This window comes from Pseudomonas sp. DWRC2-2 (genome assembly GCF_049897885.1).
In the GTDB taxonomy this organism is placed as follows: Bacteria; Pseudomonadota; Gammaproteobacteria; order Pseudomonadales; family Pseudomonadaceae; genus Aquipseudomonas; species Aquipseudomonas azotoformans_A.
Genome location: NZ_JAFCXD010000010.1, coordinates 42,155 through 58,443 on the forward strand (window position 1 = coordinate 42,155; position 16,289 = coordinate 58,443).

12 protein-coding genes and 1 pseudogene are annotated in these 16,289 nt (G+C 60.3%); 7 read left to right on the top strand and 6 right to left on the bottom strand.

Annotation, left to right across the window (positions count from 1 at the left end; translation table 11 throughout):
- Positions 1-125 precede the first annotated feature (125 nt).
- From ACP7EW_RS28795 to ACP7EW_RS28810, 4 genes are read left to right on the top strand one after another with little or no spacing between them, the layout of a single operon-like run.
- Positions 126-1,475 (top strand): gluconate:H+ symporter, encoded by a 1,350-nt coding sequence (locus ACP7EW_RS28795; protein ID WP_038842258.1) that lies wholly within the window; start codon positions 126-128, stop codon positions 1,473-1,475.
- Positions 1,476-1,487: 12 nt separating this feature from the next.
- Positions 1,488-2,348 (top strand): MurR/RpiR family transcriptional regulator, encoded by an 861-nt coding sequence (locus ACP7EW_RS28800; protein ID WP_033896183.1) that lies wholly within the window; start codon positions 1,488-1,490, stop codon positions 2,346-2,348.
- Between the two features lies 1 nt (position 2,349).
- The gene (locus ACP7EW_RS28805; RefSeq protein WP_426221555.1) at positions 2,350-3,813 is read left to right on the top strand and encodes an N-acyl-D-amino-acid deacylase family protein; all 1,464 of its coding nucleotides are present in this window, start codon (positions 2,350-2,352) and stop codon (positions 3,811-3,813) included.
- The gene (locus tag ACP7EW_RS28810) at positions 3,813-4,211 is read left to right on the top strand and encodes a glyoxalase superfamily protein (protein WP_426221557.1); all 399 of its coding nucleotides are present in this window, start codon (positions 3,813-3,815) and stop codon (positions 4,209-4,211) included. Before ACP7EW_RS28805 ends, ACP7EW_RS28810 begins: the two co-directional genes overlap by 1 nt.
- A 639-nt stretch (positions 4,212-4,850) precedes the next feature.
- On the opposite strand, the gene ACP7EW_RS28815 is transcribed toward ACP7EW_RS28810, so the two are convergent.
- The 3 genes and pseudogenes from ACP7EW_RS28815 to ACP7EW_RS28825 form a co-directional block, all read right to left on the bottom strand.
- Positions 4,851-5,714, bottom strand: a complete 864-nt coding sequence (locus ACP7EW_RS28815) for a methyl-accepting chemotaxis protein (RefSeq protein ID WP_370636473.1) — start codon at positions 5,712-5,714, stop codon at positions 4,851-4,853.
- Positions 5,706-6,770, bottom strand: a pseudogene (locus ACP7EW_RS28820) (methyl-accepting chemotaxis protein); the annotation flags it as partial. The pseudogene ACP7EW_RS28820 and the gene ACP7EW_RS28815, both read right to left, overlap by 9 nt.
- A gap of 169 nt (positions 6,771-6,939) precedes the next feature.
- Positions 6,940-12,612, bottom strand: coding sequence for a membrane-targeted effector domain-containing toxin (locus tag ACP7EW_RS28825; protein ID WP_426221559.1), 5,673 nt, complete (start codon positions 12,610-12,612; stop codon positions 6,940-6,942).
- A gap of 178 nt (positions 12,613-12,790) precedes the next feature.
- Here ACP7EW_RS28825 and ACP7EW_RS28830 point away from each other — a divergent pair, with 178 nt between their 5' ends.
- Positions 12,791-13,408: an FKBP-type peptidyl-prolyl cis-trans isomerase gene (locus tag ACP7EW_RS28830; protein WP_017531131.1), complete on the top strand. Its 618-nt coding sequence runs from the start codon at positions 12,791-12,793 to the stop codon at positions 13,406-13,408.
- 60 nt (positions 13,409-13,468) lie between these two features.
- Here the strand turns inward: ACP7EW_RS28830 and ACP7EW_RS28835 are convergent, their stop codons facing one another.
- From ACP7EW_RS28835 to ACP7EW_RS28845, 3 genes are all read right to left on the bottom strand, one after another.
- Entirely contained in the window at positions 13,469-13,726 is a 258-nt protein-coding gene (locus ACP7EW_RS28835; protein WP_003194088.1) for a hypothetical protein, read from the bottom strand.
- Between the two features lie 161 nt (positions 13,727-13,887).
- On the bottom strand, positions 13,888-14,229 hold the full coding sequence (locus ACP7EW_RS28840; protein WP_008022504.1) for a zinc ribbon domain-containing protein YjdM: 342 nt from the start codon (positions 14,227-14,229) through the stop codon (positions 13,888-13,890).
- Positions 14,230-14,345: 116 nt separating this feature from the next.
- On the bottom strand, positions 14,346-15,314 hold the full coding sequence (locus tag ACP7EW_RS28845; RefSeq protein WP_005791318.1) for a polyprenyl synthetase family protein: 969 nt from the start codon (positions 15,312-15,314) through the stop codon (positions 14,346-14,348).
- Between the two features lie 239 nt (positions 15,315-15,553).
- On the opposite strand from ACP7EW_RS28845, the gene rplU reads away from it, so the two are divergent.
- On the top strand, positions 15,554-15,868 hold the full coding sequence (rplU, locus tag ACP7EW_RS28850; RefSeq protein ID WP_007950961.1) for a 50S ribosomal protein L21: 315 nt from the start codon (positions 15,554-15,556) through the stop codon (positions 15,866-15,868).
- Positions 15,869-15,902: 34 nt separating this feature from the next.
- A complete protein-coding gene (gene rpmA, locus ACP7EW_RS28855) occupies positions 15,903-16,160 on the top strand; it encodes a 50S ribosomal protein L27 (protein ID WP_003176049.1) in 258 nt (85 codons plus the stop codon).
- Positions 16,161-16,289: the final 129 nt, after the last annotated feature.

A 16,289-nucleotide genomic window follows, 5' to 3' on the forward strand; every position in this document is an offset into this window, starting at 1 on the left:
ATATCCCAACGCGACAGCGCTTATCTGTGGGCGAAAATTACTTTCATAAAAATTGAAAATACTCCTCGGTAATGATTTATGAGTTTCACAACCAATTCGACGTGACCCTTTCCGAGGAGTACCGCATGGCCGCATCACCGGGCTTCGGGCTATTGGCATACGCTGCCATCGCCATCATTGCTTTGATCGTGCTGATTGCACGTTACCGGCTCAACCCGTTTATCGTCATCACCTTGGTGTCCATTGGCCTGGCGCTGATGGCCGGGATGCCGGCGGACACCATCATGGGCTCGTACGAAGCGGGCGTCGGCAAGACCTTGGGGCATATCGCCCTGGTGGTAGCGCTGGGCACCATGCTCGGCAAGATGATGGCCGAGTCCGGCGGCGCCGAGCAGGTGGCGCGCACGTTGATCAACCGTTTTGGCGAGCGTAACGCGCACTGGGCCATGGTGTGCATCGCCTTCCTGGTGGGGCTGCCGCTGTTTTTCGAGGTCGGTTTTGTGCTGCTGGTGCCCATTGCCTTTACCGTGGCGCGGCGTGTGGGCGTATCGATCCTGATGGTCGGTTTGCCGATGGTCGCCGGCCTGTCGGTGGTGCATGCGCTGGTGCCGCCGCACCCGGCGGCGATGATGGCCGTGCTGGCGTACAACGCGTCCGTGGGGCAGACCGTGCTCTACGCCATTCTGATCGGTATCCCCACGGCAATCATCGCCGGTCCCGTCTACGCCAAATTCATCGTGCCGCGTATTCATTTGCCCGCAGAGAATCCGCTGGAACGCCAGTTCATTGACCGCGAACCGCGCACCCGCTTGCCGAGTTTTGCGCTGACCATGGGCACCATCCTGTTGCCGGTGGTGCTGATGATGATCGGCGGTTGGGCCAATGTGATTTCCACGCCGGGCACCGGTTTCAATCAGTTCCTGTTGTTTATCGGTAACTCGGTGATCGCGCTGCTGGTGGCGACTTTGGTGAGCTTCTGGACCTTGGGGATCGCCCAAGGCTTCAACCGCGAATCGATCCTCAAGTTCACCAATGAGTGCCTGGCGCCGACCGCGAGCATCACCTTGCTGGTAGGGGCTGGCGGTGGCTTGAATCGCATCCTGGTGGATGCTGGGGTGACCAACGAAATCCTCGGCCTGGCCCATGCTTTCCATCTGTCGCCGCTGGTGATGGGCTGGCTGTTTGCGGCGCTGATGCGTATTGCCACGGGCTCGGCCACCGTCGCCATGACCACCGCGTCCGGCGTGGTGGCGCCGGTTGCGATGGGCCTGGGTTATCCACACCCCGAATTGCTGGTGCTGGCCACCGGCGCGGGTTCGGTGATCTTTTCCCACGTGAACGACGGCGGCTTCTGGCTGATCAAGGAATACTTCAATATGACGGTGATCCAGACCTTCAAGACCTGGACCGTGCTGGAGACTCTGATATCGGTGGTCGCCTTCGGTCTCACCTATGGTCTGTCCTGTATCTTGTAACCCGGAGCCCCCATGGACATCCTCTACCAGATCCGCGCCCGCCAGGACTCCTTCAGCGCCGGCGAAGGGCGTATCGCCAAGCTGATGCTCGATGACGTGGGCTTTGCCGCGTCGGCCAGCCTGGAGGCGTTGTCCCAACGGGCCGAGGTCAGTACGGCCACCTTGTCACGCTTTGCGCGCAGTGTGGGTTGCCGGGACCTGCGGGATTTACGCCTGCAATTGGCCCAGGCCAGTGGCGTCGGCAGCCGCTTCCTCGACCCTGCGGGGTTGCCGGAGCAATCGGCGTTTCATCGGCAGATCCTGGGCGATATCGAGGGGACCTTGCGTCAGCACTTGTCGGGGTTCAACCAGGCGAGTTTCGTCGATGCGGTCAACCTGCTGGGCAAGGCGCGGATGATCCATGCGTTCGGCATGGGCGGCCCGTCGAGCCTGTGCAGCGATGAGTTGCAGGTGCGCCTGGTGCGCTTGGGTTATCCGATTGCCGCTTGCCATGACCCAGTGATGATGCGCGTCACGGCGGCAACGCTGGGGCCCGAGCATGCGCTGATTGTGTGCTCCCTGACCGGCCTCACCCCTGAGCTGCTCGACGTGGTGACGCTGGCGCGCAACTACGACGCGCGCATCGTCGCCATCACCCTGGCGGATTCGCCCTTGGCGCAGTTGGCGGACGTGCTGCTGCCGCTGCAACCGGCCGAAACCAGTTTTATCTACAAGCCCACCGCAGCGCGCTACGGAATGCTGTTGGCCATCGACCTGCTCGCCACCGAGCTGGCCTTGGCCCTGCCGGACGACAACCAGGAGCGCCTGCGCCGGATCAAGCTGGCCCTGGACGATTATCGCGGCGGCCCCGACAGCCTGCCGCTTGGAGACTGATATGAAGTACGACACGTTGATCCGCCAGGCGCTGATCATTGATGGCAGCAACACCCCCGGCTACGTGGCCGATGTGGGACTGCGGGAGGGACGCATCGAGACGATCGGCGACTTATCGACGGCTGTGGCCGAGCATGAAATCGAAGCGTGCGGACGTGTACTGGCGCCGGGGTTTATCGACGTGCATACCCACGATGACACCGTGGTGATCCGCCATCCGCAGATGCTGCCCAAACTGAGCCAGGGTGTGACCACGGTGATTGTCGGCAACTGTGGCATCAGCGCGTCGCCGGTGACGTTGCGCAGTGATCCGCCGGATCCGATGAACCTGCTGGGCAGCGCTTCGGCGTTTGTTTATCCGCGCTTCAGCGACTATCGAGCGGCGGTCGAAGAGGCTCATCCGGCGGTTAACGTCGCCGCGTTGATCGGCCATACAGCGTTGCGCAGCAACCATATGGACGACCTGCATCGCACTGCCTCAGCGGATGAAATTGCCGCCATGCGCGTGCAGCTGCAAGAGAGCCTCGAAGCCGGTGCCCTCGGCTTATCCACAGGCCTGGCCTACGCCAGTGCGTTCAACGCCGAGACCGATGAGGTGTTGCAACTGAGTGAAGAGCTCACCGCGTTCGGTGCGGTGTACACCACCCATTTGCGCAGCGAGTTCGAGCCGGTGCTGGAGGCGATGGACGAGGCGTTCCTGATCGGCCGGCACGCCAAGGCGCCCGTGATCATTTCCCACCTCAAATGTGCCGGCGCCGGTAACTGGGGGCGTAGCCCGCAGCTGTTGGCGTCGCTGGAGCTGGCGGCGAAAACCCACCCGGTGGGCTGTGATTGCTATCCCTATGCGGCGAGCTCTTCGACCCTGGACCTCAAGCAGGTGACCGACGCGTTTCGGATCACCATCACCTGGTCGACGCCGCATCCCGAAGTGGGCGGGCGTGATTTGCAGGATATTGCCGCTGAGTGGGATGTTGCGTTGATCGACGCAGCCCGTCGGCTACAACCGGCAGGGGCGGTGTACTACGGGATGGATGAAGAGGATGTACGACGGATCCTGGCGCATCCATTGTCGATGGTCGGGTCGGACGGGTTGCCGGAGGATCCGTTTCCGCATCCGCGCTTGTGGGGGGCGTTTCCACGGGTGTTGGGGCACTTCAGCCGGGATGTGGGGTTGTTCCCACTGCACACCGCCGTGCACAAGATGACGGGGTTGTCGGCGGCGCGGTTTGGCTTGGCTGAGCGGGGAGAGATTCGTGAAGGGCACTGGGCCGACCTGGTGCTGTTCGACCCGTTGCGCGTGCGCGATGTGGCGGACTTCAAGGAGCCGCAGCGCGCGGCGGAAGGCATTGATGGGGTGTGGGTCAACGGCGTGTTGAGCTACAGCGACGGGCAGGCTAACGGTCAGCGGCCGGGTCGGTTCCTGGCGCGCAGTGGGGATTTGCGTCGGGGTTTTTCGTCTCTATAGTGGGCGCTCAATTATACGGAGCGGTTGCCATGCACTTAGGAAAAGTCATCCCCATCCTGCGGATTTTCGACGAGGCCAAGGCGTTGGAATTCTACGTCGATTTTTTGGGGTTCAAGGTGGATTGGCAGCATCGTTTCGAGGCGAATTTTCCGCTGTATTTGCAGGTTTCGCTGGGCGAGTGTGTGTTGCATCTGACCGAGCATCATGGTGACGCATCGCCGGGCGCGGCGGTGCGGATTCAGGCGCAGGGTGTGGACGCTTACCAGCAGCAGTTGCTGGGCAAGGATTACCGGTACGCCAAGCCAGGGGTTGAGGAAATGCCGTGGGGCTCGCGGGAGATGAGCATCAAGGATCCGTTTGGGAATCGGGTGGTGTTTGTTGAGGAAGGCGAGGGTTGAGAGGTAAATCGCAGGCAATAAAAAACCGCCTTAGTAGGGCGGTTTTTTTTGCAAACCCAGTTAGTGGCTGGGGGTGCGATCTCAAAGATGCGTTGACCCGCAGGCGGATACTACCGCCAGTCAATTTATCGCGCAAGGTTAGGCGATGGTCGGCACTGATGATCTTGAGCATTTCATTTTGTCGATTTCCGCTGCAAAAGTTTGCAATAGATCTTCGAAACAAATACCGGGTGTTTAACCACTGTCTGTCACACCTTCTTGGCGGATTTTGGTTAAGCTTCACCCCGTTCTGCGTTGGTTGCTTTTAGGTGAGCCGGGTACGCGCGCGCGAATTTTTGGACTGATCGCCACGGGCTAGTAATCCGTGCCGGATTCATGCGAGATGCCCACTAGCCCGGCCGCCTCAAAGATGCGATGACCCGCGTCCAAAGGCTCACATGTTCCGGTAAGTGCGCTGGAGGTAAGGCCCAACTTAAGGAGGGCCGAGTATGTCTAAGTTTGCACGACGTACGTGGAACCTCGTAGTGAACTGCCTGCTTGCTTATCACGTCTGGAAGTTCCTGCGGGACAGCTTCGATGACCGCTAAGGCCTGAGAAGTGGAGCCGCCCCGGTTTAGGCTGAGGCGGCTTTTTGGTTTCTTACACCCGGAAATGGCTGACCATCTGCTGCAACTGGCTACCCAACCGTGCCAGTTCAACACTCGACTTGGCGGTCTCGTCACTTGCCGTAGCGGTCTGCTCCGACACATCCCGCACATTCACAATGCTGCGGCTGATCTCTTCAGCCACGGCGCTCTGCTGCTCGGCGGCGGCGGCGATCTGCTGGTTCATCGACTGGATGTTCGACACCGTACGGGTGATGTTCTCCAGTGACACACCGGCCTTGCGCGTCAACTCGACACTGCTGTCGGTGAGGCTGCGGCTGTTGTTCATCACGTTGGCCACTTGCTGGGTGCCGTTCTGCAAACCGGCGACCAGGCCTTCGATTTCCTCGGTGGATTTTTGCGTGCGCTGGGCCAGGCCGCGCACTTCATCAGCCACCACGGCAAACCCACGGCCTGCTTCACCGGCACGTGCCGCTTCGATGGCCGCGTTGAGGGCCAGCAGGTTGGTCTGTTCCGCGACGGCCTTGATCACGTCCATCACGCTGCCGATCTTGTTGCTCTCTTGTTGCAGGTGCGTCATGGCGTCGGTAGAGCGCGCCACTTCAGCGGCCAAGCGCTCGATCTGCGCGATGGCCTCCGCCACTACCTTGTCACCTGCGCGGGCTTGGCCATCCGCATCGGCGGCAGCCAAGGAAGCCTGCTCGGCGTTGCGCGCCACTTCCTGCACGGTGGCCGTCATTTCGTGCATCGCCGTGGCCACCTGGTCGGTCTCGATTTTCTGGCTGTTCACACCGGCGCTGGTCTGTTCGGTCACAGCCGACAGTTCTTCAGCAGCGCTGGCGATCTGAGTCACGCCGTCGCGGATGCCGCTGATCAATTCACGCAAGGTCGTACCCATGCGCTGGATACCTTGTTGCAGCACGCCCAGCTCATCCCGGCGAGTGACCTGGATGTTGTGGCTCAGATCGCCGGAGGCAATGCGCTCCACCACGGCCAGGGTTTCCTGGATTGGGCGAGTGATCTGGCGGGTGATGACCCATGCTGCGATCACGCCCACCAACAGTGCCAGCAAGGTGCTGATCAATTGCAGGCTGCGGGCCTGAGCGCTCTCGGCGTCGCGGCGAGTCAGCTGGATGTCGTACAGTTTGTCGCTGATCGTGACGATATCAGCGCCTTGGGTGGTCATTTCGGCACGGGCGGTGACGATGTTGGCGTTGGCGGACTTGTAGTTCTGCACGGCGCTGCGGTAGGCACCCAGTGCAGTTTCCAATGCGCTCAGCGCGCTTTGCTGGCTGGCGCCAAAGGCTGCGCTGAGGTCTTTCAAACCGGCGATGGCTTTTTCAATCTGAGCGGCAGCGCGGGCTTCGGTTTCCGGGCTGACGTTGCCGGTGTAGCCACGCACTTCGTAGCGAGCCAACTGGAATTGCATCTTGGCGTCGGCCACCGCCTGGAACTGAGCCAGGTGCTCCGAACTGTCGGGCATCTGCTTAACACTGGTTTCCAGCGCGTTGATTTGTGCGTTGGCGATATCCGCCTTGTCGCCCATCACTTGGCGAGAGGCGTTGCCGTTGCGGTAGGCCTCGCGCATTTTATTCAGTGACTGCTGGTAAGCGGTGATGATGGATTTCTGCTCGTTGAGCAGCTTGAGGTTTTCCGGGCTCTTGAAGCTGTCGAGCAGTTTCTGTTGCTGGGCAGCGAAGGCATCCAGGTTGGTTTGTACGTTCTGGGCCACGGCTTCGTCGCCATTGGCGAGCATATATTGCAGGCGCACGATACGCAGTTTGGTCAACGAAGCATTGAGCTGAGTGATATCGCTCATCCAGTTGCTGCGGTCGATCAGGCCGCCCAGACTGGTCCAGCCGGTCAGTGCCAGGATCGAGGTAAGGACCAGCACCAGGCCGAAGCCCAGGCCCAGTTTGAGATTGACGCTGATGTTGCCGAACCAGCTATTCATCGAATGCTCCGCAAAGTTGATGTCTGTCTGCTGGACGGTGTTGTTGTTTGAGCCAGCCAAAGTGTGTAGGTGGGTATCGGCGGCGAGACGTGAATCTGAAATGGCTTTTTCAACGGTTGACGTAAACGTAGACCCTGCCCGATGAACGGGCAGGGTGGTGAACAGCCTGTCAGGTCAGTTGTGTCATCCCCATGCCAATGGGAGGACGGGCTTTGAGTACCTCGGTGAGTTGCGACAGGTAATAGAACCGCAGCGGTTTGAGAGGCTCCCAGCGCTCAACGAAAAACTGGCCTTTTTCATCTATCTGAATCGGCGTCACCAGGATTTCATTGCTGCGCGAGAAGTGCACCAGGTTGAGTTTACTGTCGGTCGGACGTTCGATGATGAACTGCCCGGGCGCCGTCAGTCGGTCGCGGCTCGGTGGCGGTGGTGCGCGGTGTATCGGCCGTCCGGCAATCCCCACTTCGATCTTGAAGTCGCTGCGCAAGGCCACCCCTGACTCTTCATCGATCGCTTGCCAGGTGGCGCTGTGCAGTGGCCGGGCCAATTCAGGCGCGGTATCGCGCACGTGCAGGCTGACAGCATCCTGCAACTGAGCGAGGCCCGGCACTCCCAGGTGCATATCGGTGTGAATGCTGCCGATGAAGGCGACCCACTTGTGCGGCCCCTGGGCAAGTTGGTCGGCCTTGATCACTTCATGGGCGAAGTAGCTGAACATTTCTCCGCGTACGTTCTGGCCCTTCAGCCCTTTGAGGTAATAGCTGGCGGTGCAATCAAGCGCGCGGATGCGGATCCCGTACTTATTGGCGGCCTTGAGCACATTGGTGAAGGTTAATGGCCCTTTGTAGAGCGGCATTTGGCCTAGGTCCAACTGGGCGAGATAGGTTGCCAAGTTGGGGGGGATTTTCGACGTGGCGTGGAAAGTGTCCAGTGCGCCTTGGTGAAGGTCGGTGAATAGGTGTTCTATATAAAGGGTTTTTACACCCTGTTTTTTCAAGGGTTTCATGTACTCGATCAACAGGCGCTTGCTGGACTGTGCCGAGTGCGCCTCACCGACCACCAGCCCCAGTTTCTGTGCATACACCCGCTCAATAAAGGCGGTTTCGCGGGTCGCCGTGCCGATGTCAGTGAGGGGCGTTCGTTGGGGCGGCGCGAAGTCGGCGAGAAAGGCTTTGGCGCGGGTCAGCAAGCGTTGACGGGTCTGGACGAAGGTTTGCAGGGCCGTGCTTGAGCTTTCGGAGCTATAGCGTGTATCCAGACCACGGTGCTCCATTCGCAGTCGGTCTATGTCGGCGCGCTGGGAGAACGGGATATCGAACTCGGCATAGTGCGTTGCGGCCGATACGGGCGGCACTGCCGCACCTGGTGCTTGCAGCGTTGCGTGAGCCGTCGGTATCGCCAGGGTGTAGTCGCCGCGTGATTGTGCGCTGGGGGCTGTGTCGGGCCACAGACCACTGCGCTGGCCAGGCGCTGCGTCTTCAATGCGCAGGGCCGGGGCGTTTTGCAGGTCTGCCAGACCGCTGACCTGCTCATAAGTCCCCAGGCGGTTCGAATCCACCAGCGCCAGCCAACCCTCGTCGGGATTGTTTTTCAGGGTTTGCTCAAGCACTGAGTGGGAGTAGAAGTTGCGCAGCTTGCTGCTGCGCGGAATAAAGCGTGGGCCATCACCCAGGGCCAATACGTGCTCCATGTGATAGGAGGCGCTCCCGTCGAGGCCATCGACGGCGATCTTCAATCGCTGGGCCTCCAGTAACAATTTGCGATAAGTAAACGGCGCATCCGCCGCGTACCCCAAGGCTTCATCCACGCGTTTGAGGTGTTGCTCGACCTGCTGCAGCGCGTGGGCCTTGTTGCCGCTGAGCTGGTTGTTGAGGATTTTCAGTTTGCGATGAAAAAGGTCGCGGGGCAGGTGCTCGATATACATGCGTTTAAGGCCCTGTTCGACCAGGCCGGGCAGTTGTTCGATCAGTAACTGCTTACTGGCGATGGAGGTGGGCTCGGCGCCGATGATCAAGCGTTTATTGCGGCTGAACAGGGCCTTGAGAATATCGGCGTGCGGCGCATCGGTCGCCAACCAGGGCAGCGCAGCTTTGGGCACCGGTGCGGGCAGCGCCTGGAAGTAGGCATTCGCACGTTCGGTCAGGCGTTCGACCTGTTTGACGTAGGCTGTGCGCAAGGGGGCAGATTGCGCCAGGGCATTGCCCTGGGCAGCTCCACTGTCGTCAGGCTCCATGCTCAGCAACCGTTGCTTGAACTCGGGGTCAAGCAAGGTACGGAAAGTCTTGGCCTGGTCTGGCGCCATGTTGAAAGCATCCAGCGGGCTGCTTTCATCGGCCAACAGTTTTTCGTATTTTTTGCGCCCGCCGCCTGCGACACCTGACCGTACCCATTGGCCCTCGGCATTCTGATTGACCAGCCGTGCAGTCGAGTGCAACTGACTGCTGACTGGGTCGTGGCGATACAGCAGATAGCGGCCCAGCGCATCCGGGGCTTGGGGCGCCCAATAGGGTTGCCCATCAAATAGCACGGGCTGCATGCCTTCTGGGTCCAGCACGTCCAGTTGGCTGACCCGTGCGCTGTCGACGGCCTGCGGGCCGGTGCGGAGGGGCGGGCGCAGTGATTTGAAAGCGCCTTTGAGCGCCGGCCGTACGTCGAACAACAACGCGCCGCCGAAGTTGGCGAGGTAGCCGATGTAGTGCTCCAGGGCCGCGCCCTTATTGTTCTGGTGGTAGGCGTTCAAGGCGAGCATCGCGTCCTTGAAGGCCAGCAACCCACCCAGCGTAAGGCTGAGCAGAGGGAAGGGCATCGTGGCCACGGCGGTCACCCACTCGATGCAGGTCCAGAGAATACCGGTGATCATCTGGGTACGGTTGACTGTCGTGGCCTGCACGTCGTCGATCTTGCGCTGCAGGTTCATGTTGTAGAACTCATGGCGCAGATCGGTGAGCGGCGAGATGTGCTGGATGCTGTCGTGTCGGGCGGGACTTGGAGTGGTGCGGTTGATGTCGTCCGGCAACCCCTGGGCAGCATTTCTGAGGAACAACCCGACTCGCGCTACGGACTGTAGCGGCACGCGCGCGCACCAGTAGGCGGGCATGCCCTCGATTTTTTTCAACAGGTAGTTGAAGAGCCGGGCTTCGCGAAAGCTGATGCCGTCGGGTGCGTCCGGGGTGTAGAGCAGCACCGGGTTGCTGCCATGGCTGAACAAGTAATTGCCTAGCACCCAATCGCCGTCGATGTATAGGCGGTGAACTTTATAGGTGTTGCGCGCGGTGGTGCCGCTGTCCGCCAGGCCGTCGATGGCACGCTCAAGCCAGGCCAGGTCGACACTGGCGATGTCGCCTTGAAGGCGCGATTCCAATGCGGCACTTTTCATCTGTAATTGTTGAATCGCCAGTACCGCATCACGGCGTTCGCCGTAGCCCGGACTGTCACTGTTTTGCAGGCGCCGGCGAACTTCATCGGTATATCGTTGGCCGATCCATACGCCGGTGACAGAGCGGGCAACCTTTTGTGCGGTGAGCGCGCTCAAATCGACGCCGGGCGGGCCACGGAAGGTGGCGGAAGCGGAAAACTTTTCATCGAGAAAACCCACACCGTCTGTGTACCCGTCACGGTACAGCGTGGTGTAGGACACGGACGGTGGTGCGCCGAGCAAAGGCTTGGACGAGTAGACAATGACACTGTCCGGGTCGACGTCGTTTTGTCGGCGGCCCAGGAGCGTATTGAGGCTGAGTTTGGCCTTCTCATACAGAAAACGTTCGAACGGCGGAAAATTGGCTTCGGCGTCGGGCCTGGCGTTGTAAGTTCGCAGGGCGCCGGCCGCGTCGTCCGCCAGGCTCGCCAGGCGCATGCGATCCGCTGCCGAGGCCGCTCGATACCAGGCCGGTGAGCTGAACTGATAGTCGTCCAACTGTACGGCCAGCCGATGTGCCGCCATTGCATCCAGGCAGTCGGTGTGGCTGCAGGGTTGGCCGAACGTTACCTCCAGATACTCTTGCGCGTCGGGGCGCAAACTGATGCCCCTCAGGAAATCGCGCATTTTCGCCTGAAAGCGCAGGGGCACTTGTTCAAATAGGTAGTCCCCGAGGGTTCGCCCATTGACGCGGGCCTTGTGCTCGGTCCAGCCGATGATATGGCTTTGGCATTCACGCAGGGTGTTGAATGCGAAGAACTGTTGATTTCTCGGCGCATCCGGGGTGCACAGCAACAAACGCTTGACCTGGCCGTCTGCATCATCTTCGCGCAGCAGCCACAGATCGTTGAGTTGTGCACCGTGGAGCAGGACCGTCTGTGCACACAGATGTGGGCGCGGGTGTTCGCGCAAGTCTTCGAGCCGTTGTAGATCGTCCTGGCTCAGATGGCCTTGAAGTGCGGCGACGTTGGCCATGGCCACAAGGCGTCGGTCGAAAAAGGTGCGTGCGGCCAGTTTGATTTCTGGTGCGCCCAGCATGGCTTTCTGGATATTGGCGAAGTCCAGGCGCGGTTGCAGGTCTTGCAGCAGGTTGAGCAAGTTTTGCACGCTGAGTTCTGCATAGGCTTCGTCGAGCGGTGCGTCGGCGTAGCTCAGTGTGCTGTTTTCCAGAAAGGCCGAGCCCGGCGTGCTATCGCCGGGGTGCAGGCCGCGCAGGGTCAATTCTACCAGTGAGCGCCGCTGGTCATAGGTGCCGACCTTTGCAACGGTACGCCGGGTGGTGATCTGCAGCAGCTCCGGGTCCAGGTCATAGATGTCCAGCTCGTCGGCCAGGTGTCCGGCCCATTGATGCCGGGCCAGGGCGTGGGGTGTAGCGGCAGGGCCGAACAGGTCGAGGAACGCCTGACGCGCCTGGTTGTAACCGTGCAAGTGCTGGTCGAGCGCGTTGCGTCGGGCCTTGGTCGCGCTGCGATACCAGTCGGGCAGGGCGTTGAACAGGTCGCGCTCCAGCAAGCGTTGGGTGCGAAAGTCCAGGCGCAGGCTCAGGTCCGGCAAGGCGGCCTGGATGGCCTGGTCGAGGTGTTGCTTGAGTTGTACAGCATCGAGTTGGTTGCTTTGCGCCAGGTTCAAGGCGTGGGTGATGTCGAGTGCGCGTTTGTCGAGCAGGGCTTGGTAGACGTGTTCGAACAGCGGCTGGTCCTTGATCGGCTGCAACTCCAACGGGAAAATGCCCATCGGGTCCAGGTGCTGGTAGCGCACCGGCAGATGGCGGTTGAACTCGGCCCGACCGGCGCTCGTCGCCAGTGTCGCCTGCAGGCCTTGGTCAAGGTCGCTGAGTGAGTCGAAGGGCTCCAGCCCGCGTGAAGGCGTGAATAACAACACTGGGCCGACTGGCGCAGTGGCGGTCAGGCTGTCGAGCGTGGGGCTGGCCTGGCGTGTCAGCACGAAGGCACCCGCGAATGCCACCCTGTGGTCCTGGTAGCTGAAGGTCAAGGCGTACATGCCGGGACGGAGCGTCGGCACGCGAGAGCAATCTTCAAGCATCAGCAAGTCGTCGGGCCGCAGCAGTGCGTCGTTGACGTTGAGGCGAGTCTCCTGCTCCAACGCCCTGATACCGGCGGTCGATGTCATGTAGGTCTTGCGGCTTTGGCCATTGACGGTGCTGGTCTCGTCCAGGCTTTGCAAATCGTTGTTCAGGCGGATGCTGAGGGCGGCTGTGTCCAGCCCTTCATAAAGGGCGCGGGCCTGGATCATGTAGGCGTTGTTGATGCGCTTGAGTGCAGCGTTCAGGGTGTCCAGTGCCAGCCGCTCGGCTGACAAGGGGACGGGGCGCCGGCTATGCGCGCGCAGCGTCGGGTCGATCTCCAGCAGATGACGATGGATCTGTTGCAGGGTGGGTAAGGCATGAGGGGAATTCGGCGTACTCATCGGCACGGCACCAGAGTGATGAATGGAATCATCAGCATGGCGAGCGGCGCAGCGTGCCCGGCTGTAGATACGTATGCGCCGGCACGCTCATCAAGGCCCTGTGTTGTGTGCTAGTCTGCGGGCCCTTTTAGATCTGGAGGGCACGGGGAATCGTGCCGTCCTACAGCGGAGCACCTTCATGTCCGAAGTTAATCTGTCCACCGACGAAACCCGCGTCAGCTACGGCATTGGCCGTCAACTGGGCGACCAACTGCGCGACAACCCACCACCGGGCGTGAGCCTGGACGCGATCCTGGCTGGCCTGACCGACGCGTTCGCCGGCAAGCCAAGCCGTGTGGACCAAGAGCAAATGGCCGCCAGCTTCAAAGTGATCCGTGAAGTCATGCAAGCCGAAGCGGCTGCCAAGGCTGAAGCGGCTGCTGGCGCTGGCCTGGCCTTCCTGGCTGAAAACGCCAAGCGCGATGGCATCACCACCCTGGCTTCCGGCCTGCAATTCGAAGTGCTGACCGCAGGTGACGGCGCCAAGCCAACCCGTGAAGACCAGGTACGCACTCACTACCACGGCACCCTGATTGACGGCACTGTGTTCGACAGCTCCTACGAGCGCGGCCAGCCTGCAGAATTCCCGGTAGGCGGCGTGATCGCCGGCTGGACCGAAGCCCTGCAACTGATGAATGCCGGCAGCAAATGGCGCCTGTACGTGCCGAGCGAACTGGCTTACGGCGCTCAAGGCGTTGGTAGCATCCCGCCGCACAGCGTTCTGGTGTTTGACGTCGAGCTGCTCGACGTTCTGTAAGACCTGCTGATTACCTGTGGGAACGAGCCTGCTCGCTCCCACAGTGTTTTACTGGTTTTTTCATGGATGGAACTTGCCATTCAGCTCAGTCGCCGGGCGCAACGCTCGGGCATAGCAGAACAGAAACAGATTGCGCACCACTTCCTTCAGCACGCCGGGTTCGCTCGAACTCAGCCCGTTGACGTCCAGGTCGCCCTGGTCCTGCAGTTCATTCAGCGCTTCTTCTTCCAGTACCGCACAGACTTCACCGGTTTCCCGATGCAGGATCCGCAGGTAAGGGTGTGGGCGGTCCAGCCAGGCATCTATCAAATAAGTCATGAGTCTCATCTCCTTGATGGGTTTCAATGAGAATAATTCTTATTCGTAGAATAGCAAGTGCCTATTGGCGGTTTCTGGGTTTTTCTGTGTGGATATTGCGCGGGATCAAACAAGAGGGCGAAACGCCATCCCGCGGCGGGCGCGGGATGGGGGCAGCCTATTCAGACTTTGCGCACGAACTCGGACTTGAGCTTCATCGGGCCGATACCGTCGATCTTGCAGTCGATATCGTGGTCGCCGTCGCACAGGCGGATGTTCTTGACCTTGGTGCCGACCTTGACCACCAGGGAGGTGCCCTTGACCTTGAGGTCTTTGATCACGGTGATGGTGTCGCCGTCCTGCAGCACATTGCCGACGGAGTCTTTTTTCACGGCGTCGTCGCTGGCCGCTTCGGCCTCGCCATTGGCGGACCACTCATGGGCGCATTCCGGGCAGATCAGCTGGGCGCCGTCTTCGTAGGTGTATTCGGAATTGCATTTCGGGCAGGGTGGCAACGTGCTCACTAAGGCTCCTTGAGAGTCAGGATGGCTAAAGGGCGCACATTATATAGGGTTTTGCGGTCTTACAGGTTGTATGAAATCTAAATGTGGGAGGGGGCCCTCCCACATAGGCCCGCGTTTTAGTGCGTACGCGCAACCGCGAACTCACTCAGCTCGACCAGGGCGTCGCGGTATTCGCTGGCGGGAAGGGCTTCCAGGCACTGGATGGCACGGGCCACGTAGTCACGCGCCAGTTGCGCGGTGTACTCCAGCGAACCCGAGGCTTCCACGGCGGCGCGGATGGCCTCCAGGTCTTCGATCCCGCCTTTCTGGATCGCCTTGCGCACCAGGGCGGCCTGTTCCGGCGTGCCTTCGCGCATGGTGTAGATCAGCGGCAGGGTTGGCTTGCCTTCAGCCAGGTCATCACCGACGTTCTTGCCCAGGGTTTCAGCGTCGCCCTTGTAGTCGAGCAGGTCGTCGACCAGTTGGAACGCTACGCCCAGGTGGTCGCCAAAGGTGCGCAAGGCTTCGGCCTGTTCGGCCGTTGCACCGCACAACGCAGCGGCGCTGTGGGTGGAGGCTTCGAAGAGCATCGCGGTTTTGCCGCGGATCACTTCCATGTAGGTTTCTTCGGTGGTGCTGGCGTCACGGACCTTCGACAGTTGCAACACTTCGCCTTCGGCGATGATGCGGGTGGCCTGTGAAAGAATCTTCATCACCGGCATCGAGCCGAGTTCAACCATCATTTCGAACGAGCGCGAGTACAGGAAGTCGCCCACCAGCACGCTTGGGGCATTGCCCCACATGGCGTTGGCGGTCTCGCGGCCACGGCGCATGCCGGACATGTCGACCACGTCGTCATGCAGCAGGGTCGCGGTGTGCAGGAATTCGATCGTGGCTGCCAGCAGACGCAGGTCATCGCCTTCGCGACCCAGGGCCTTGCCGCACAGCAGCACTAATAAAGGACGCAGGCGCTTACCGCCCGCCGACGTAATATAGTCGCCAATTTTGGAGACCAGCGGCACTTTAGACGTCAGCTGCTGCTTGATGATGCCGTCGACGGCGCTAAAATCGTCCGCGACCGCGCGGTAGAAAGCTTGGGGTTGCATCAGCGACAGTCGCTCCAGAAGGGTTGCGCGGCATGCTAGGACCCAGGCCCCCCAGTGTCAAGGCGCGATAGACGGCCCCTTGCAACACCCATTTACCTTGCGTACAATCGCGCACCCTGAACTTCCTGGGCAGCACCTGCCTTACGCAATTGCATTAGGGACGTCCATCCCATGCAGCCATGCCAGCCAATACCTCTTCTTATAAAGCGCTGGGTGAGCAGGATTATCGGAGAAATACCATGTCGTACGCAGTAATTGTTACTGGTGGCAAGCAATACAAAGTCGCCCCAGGTGAATACCTGAAGATCGAAAAACTGGAAGTCGCTACCGGCGAATCCGTTACTTTTGATCGCGTTCTGTTGGTCGCCAATGGCGATGACGTGAACATCGGCGCTCCAGTTGTTGCTGGCGCTACCGTTGTGGCTGAAGTGATCTCCCAAGGTCGTCACGATAAAGTCCGCATCATCAAGTTCCGTCGTCGTAAGCACCACATGAAGCGTATGGGCCACCGCCAGTGGTACACCGAGATCAAAATCACCGGTATTCAGGCTTAATTTCAGCCTAATTCCTCACTAGGAGAATTGACTCATGGCACACAAAAAAGCTGGTGGTAGTACCCGTAACGGTCGCGACTCAGAAGCCAAACGCCTTGGCGTGAAGATGTATGGCGGCCAGAAAATCATTCCGGGCAACATCATCGTGCGTCAGCGCGGCACCCAATTCCACGCCGGTTACGGTGTAGGCATGGGTAAAGATCACACCCTCTTCGCGAAAATCGAAGGCGTGATCAAGTTTGAAGTAAAAGGCGCGTTCAACCGCCGTTACGTGAGCGTTGTCGCAGCTTAATTGCGAGATCGCTGGAAAAGCCCTGTCTTGCGACGGGGCTTTTTCGTTTGTGGGGTGAGTCTCTTGCAAAGCTGTTTGTAATGGGCTCAGGCGCTGGTTTTGCGGTCGCTGATTGAGGTCGCTGCGCTC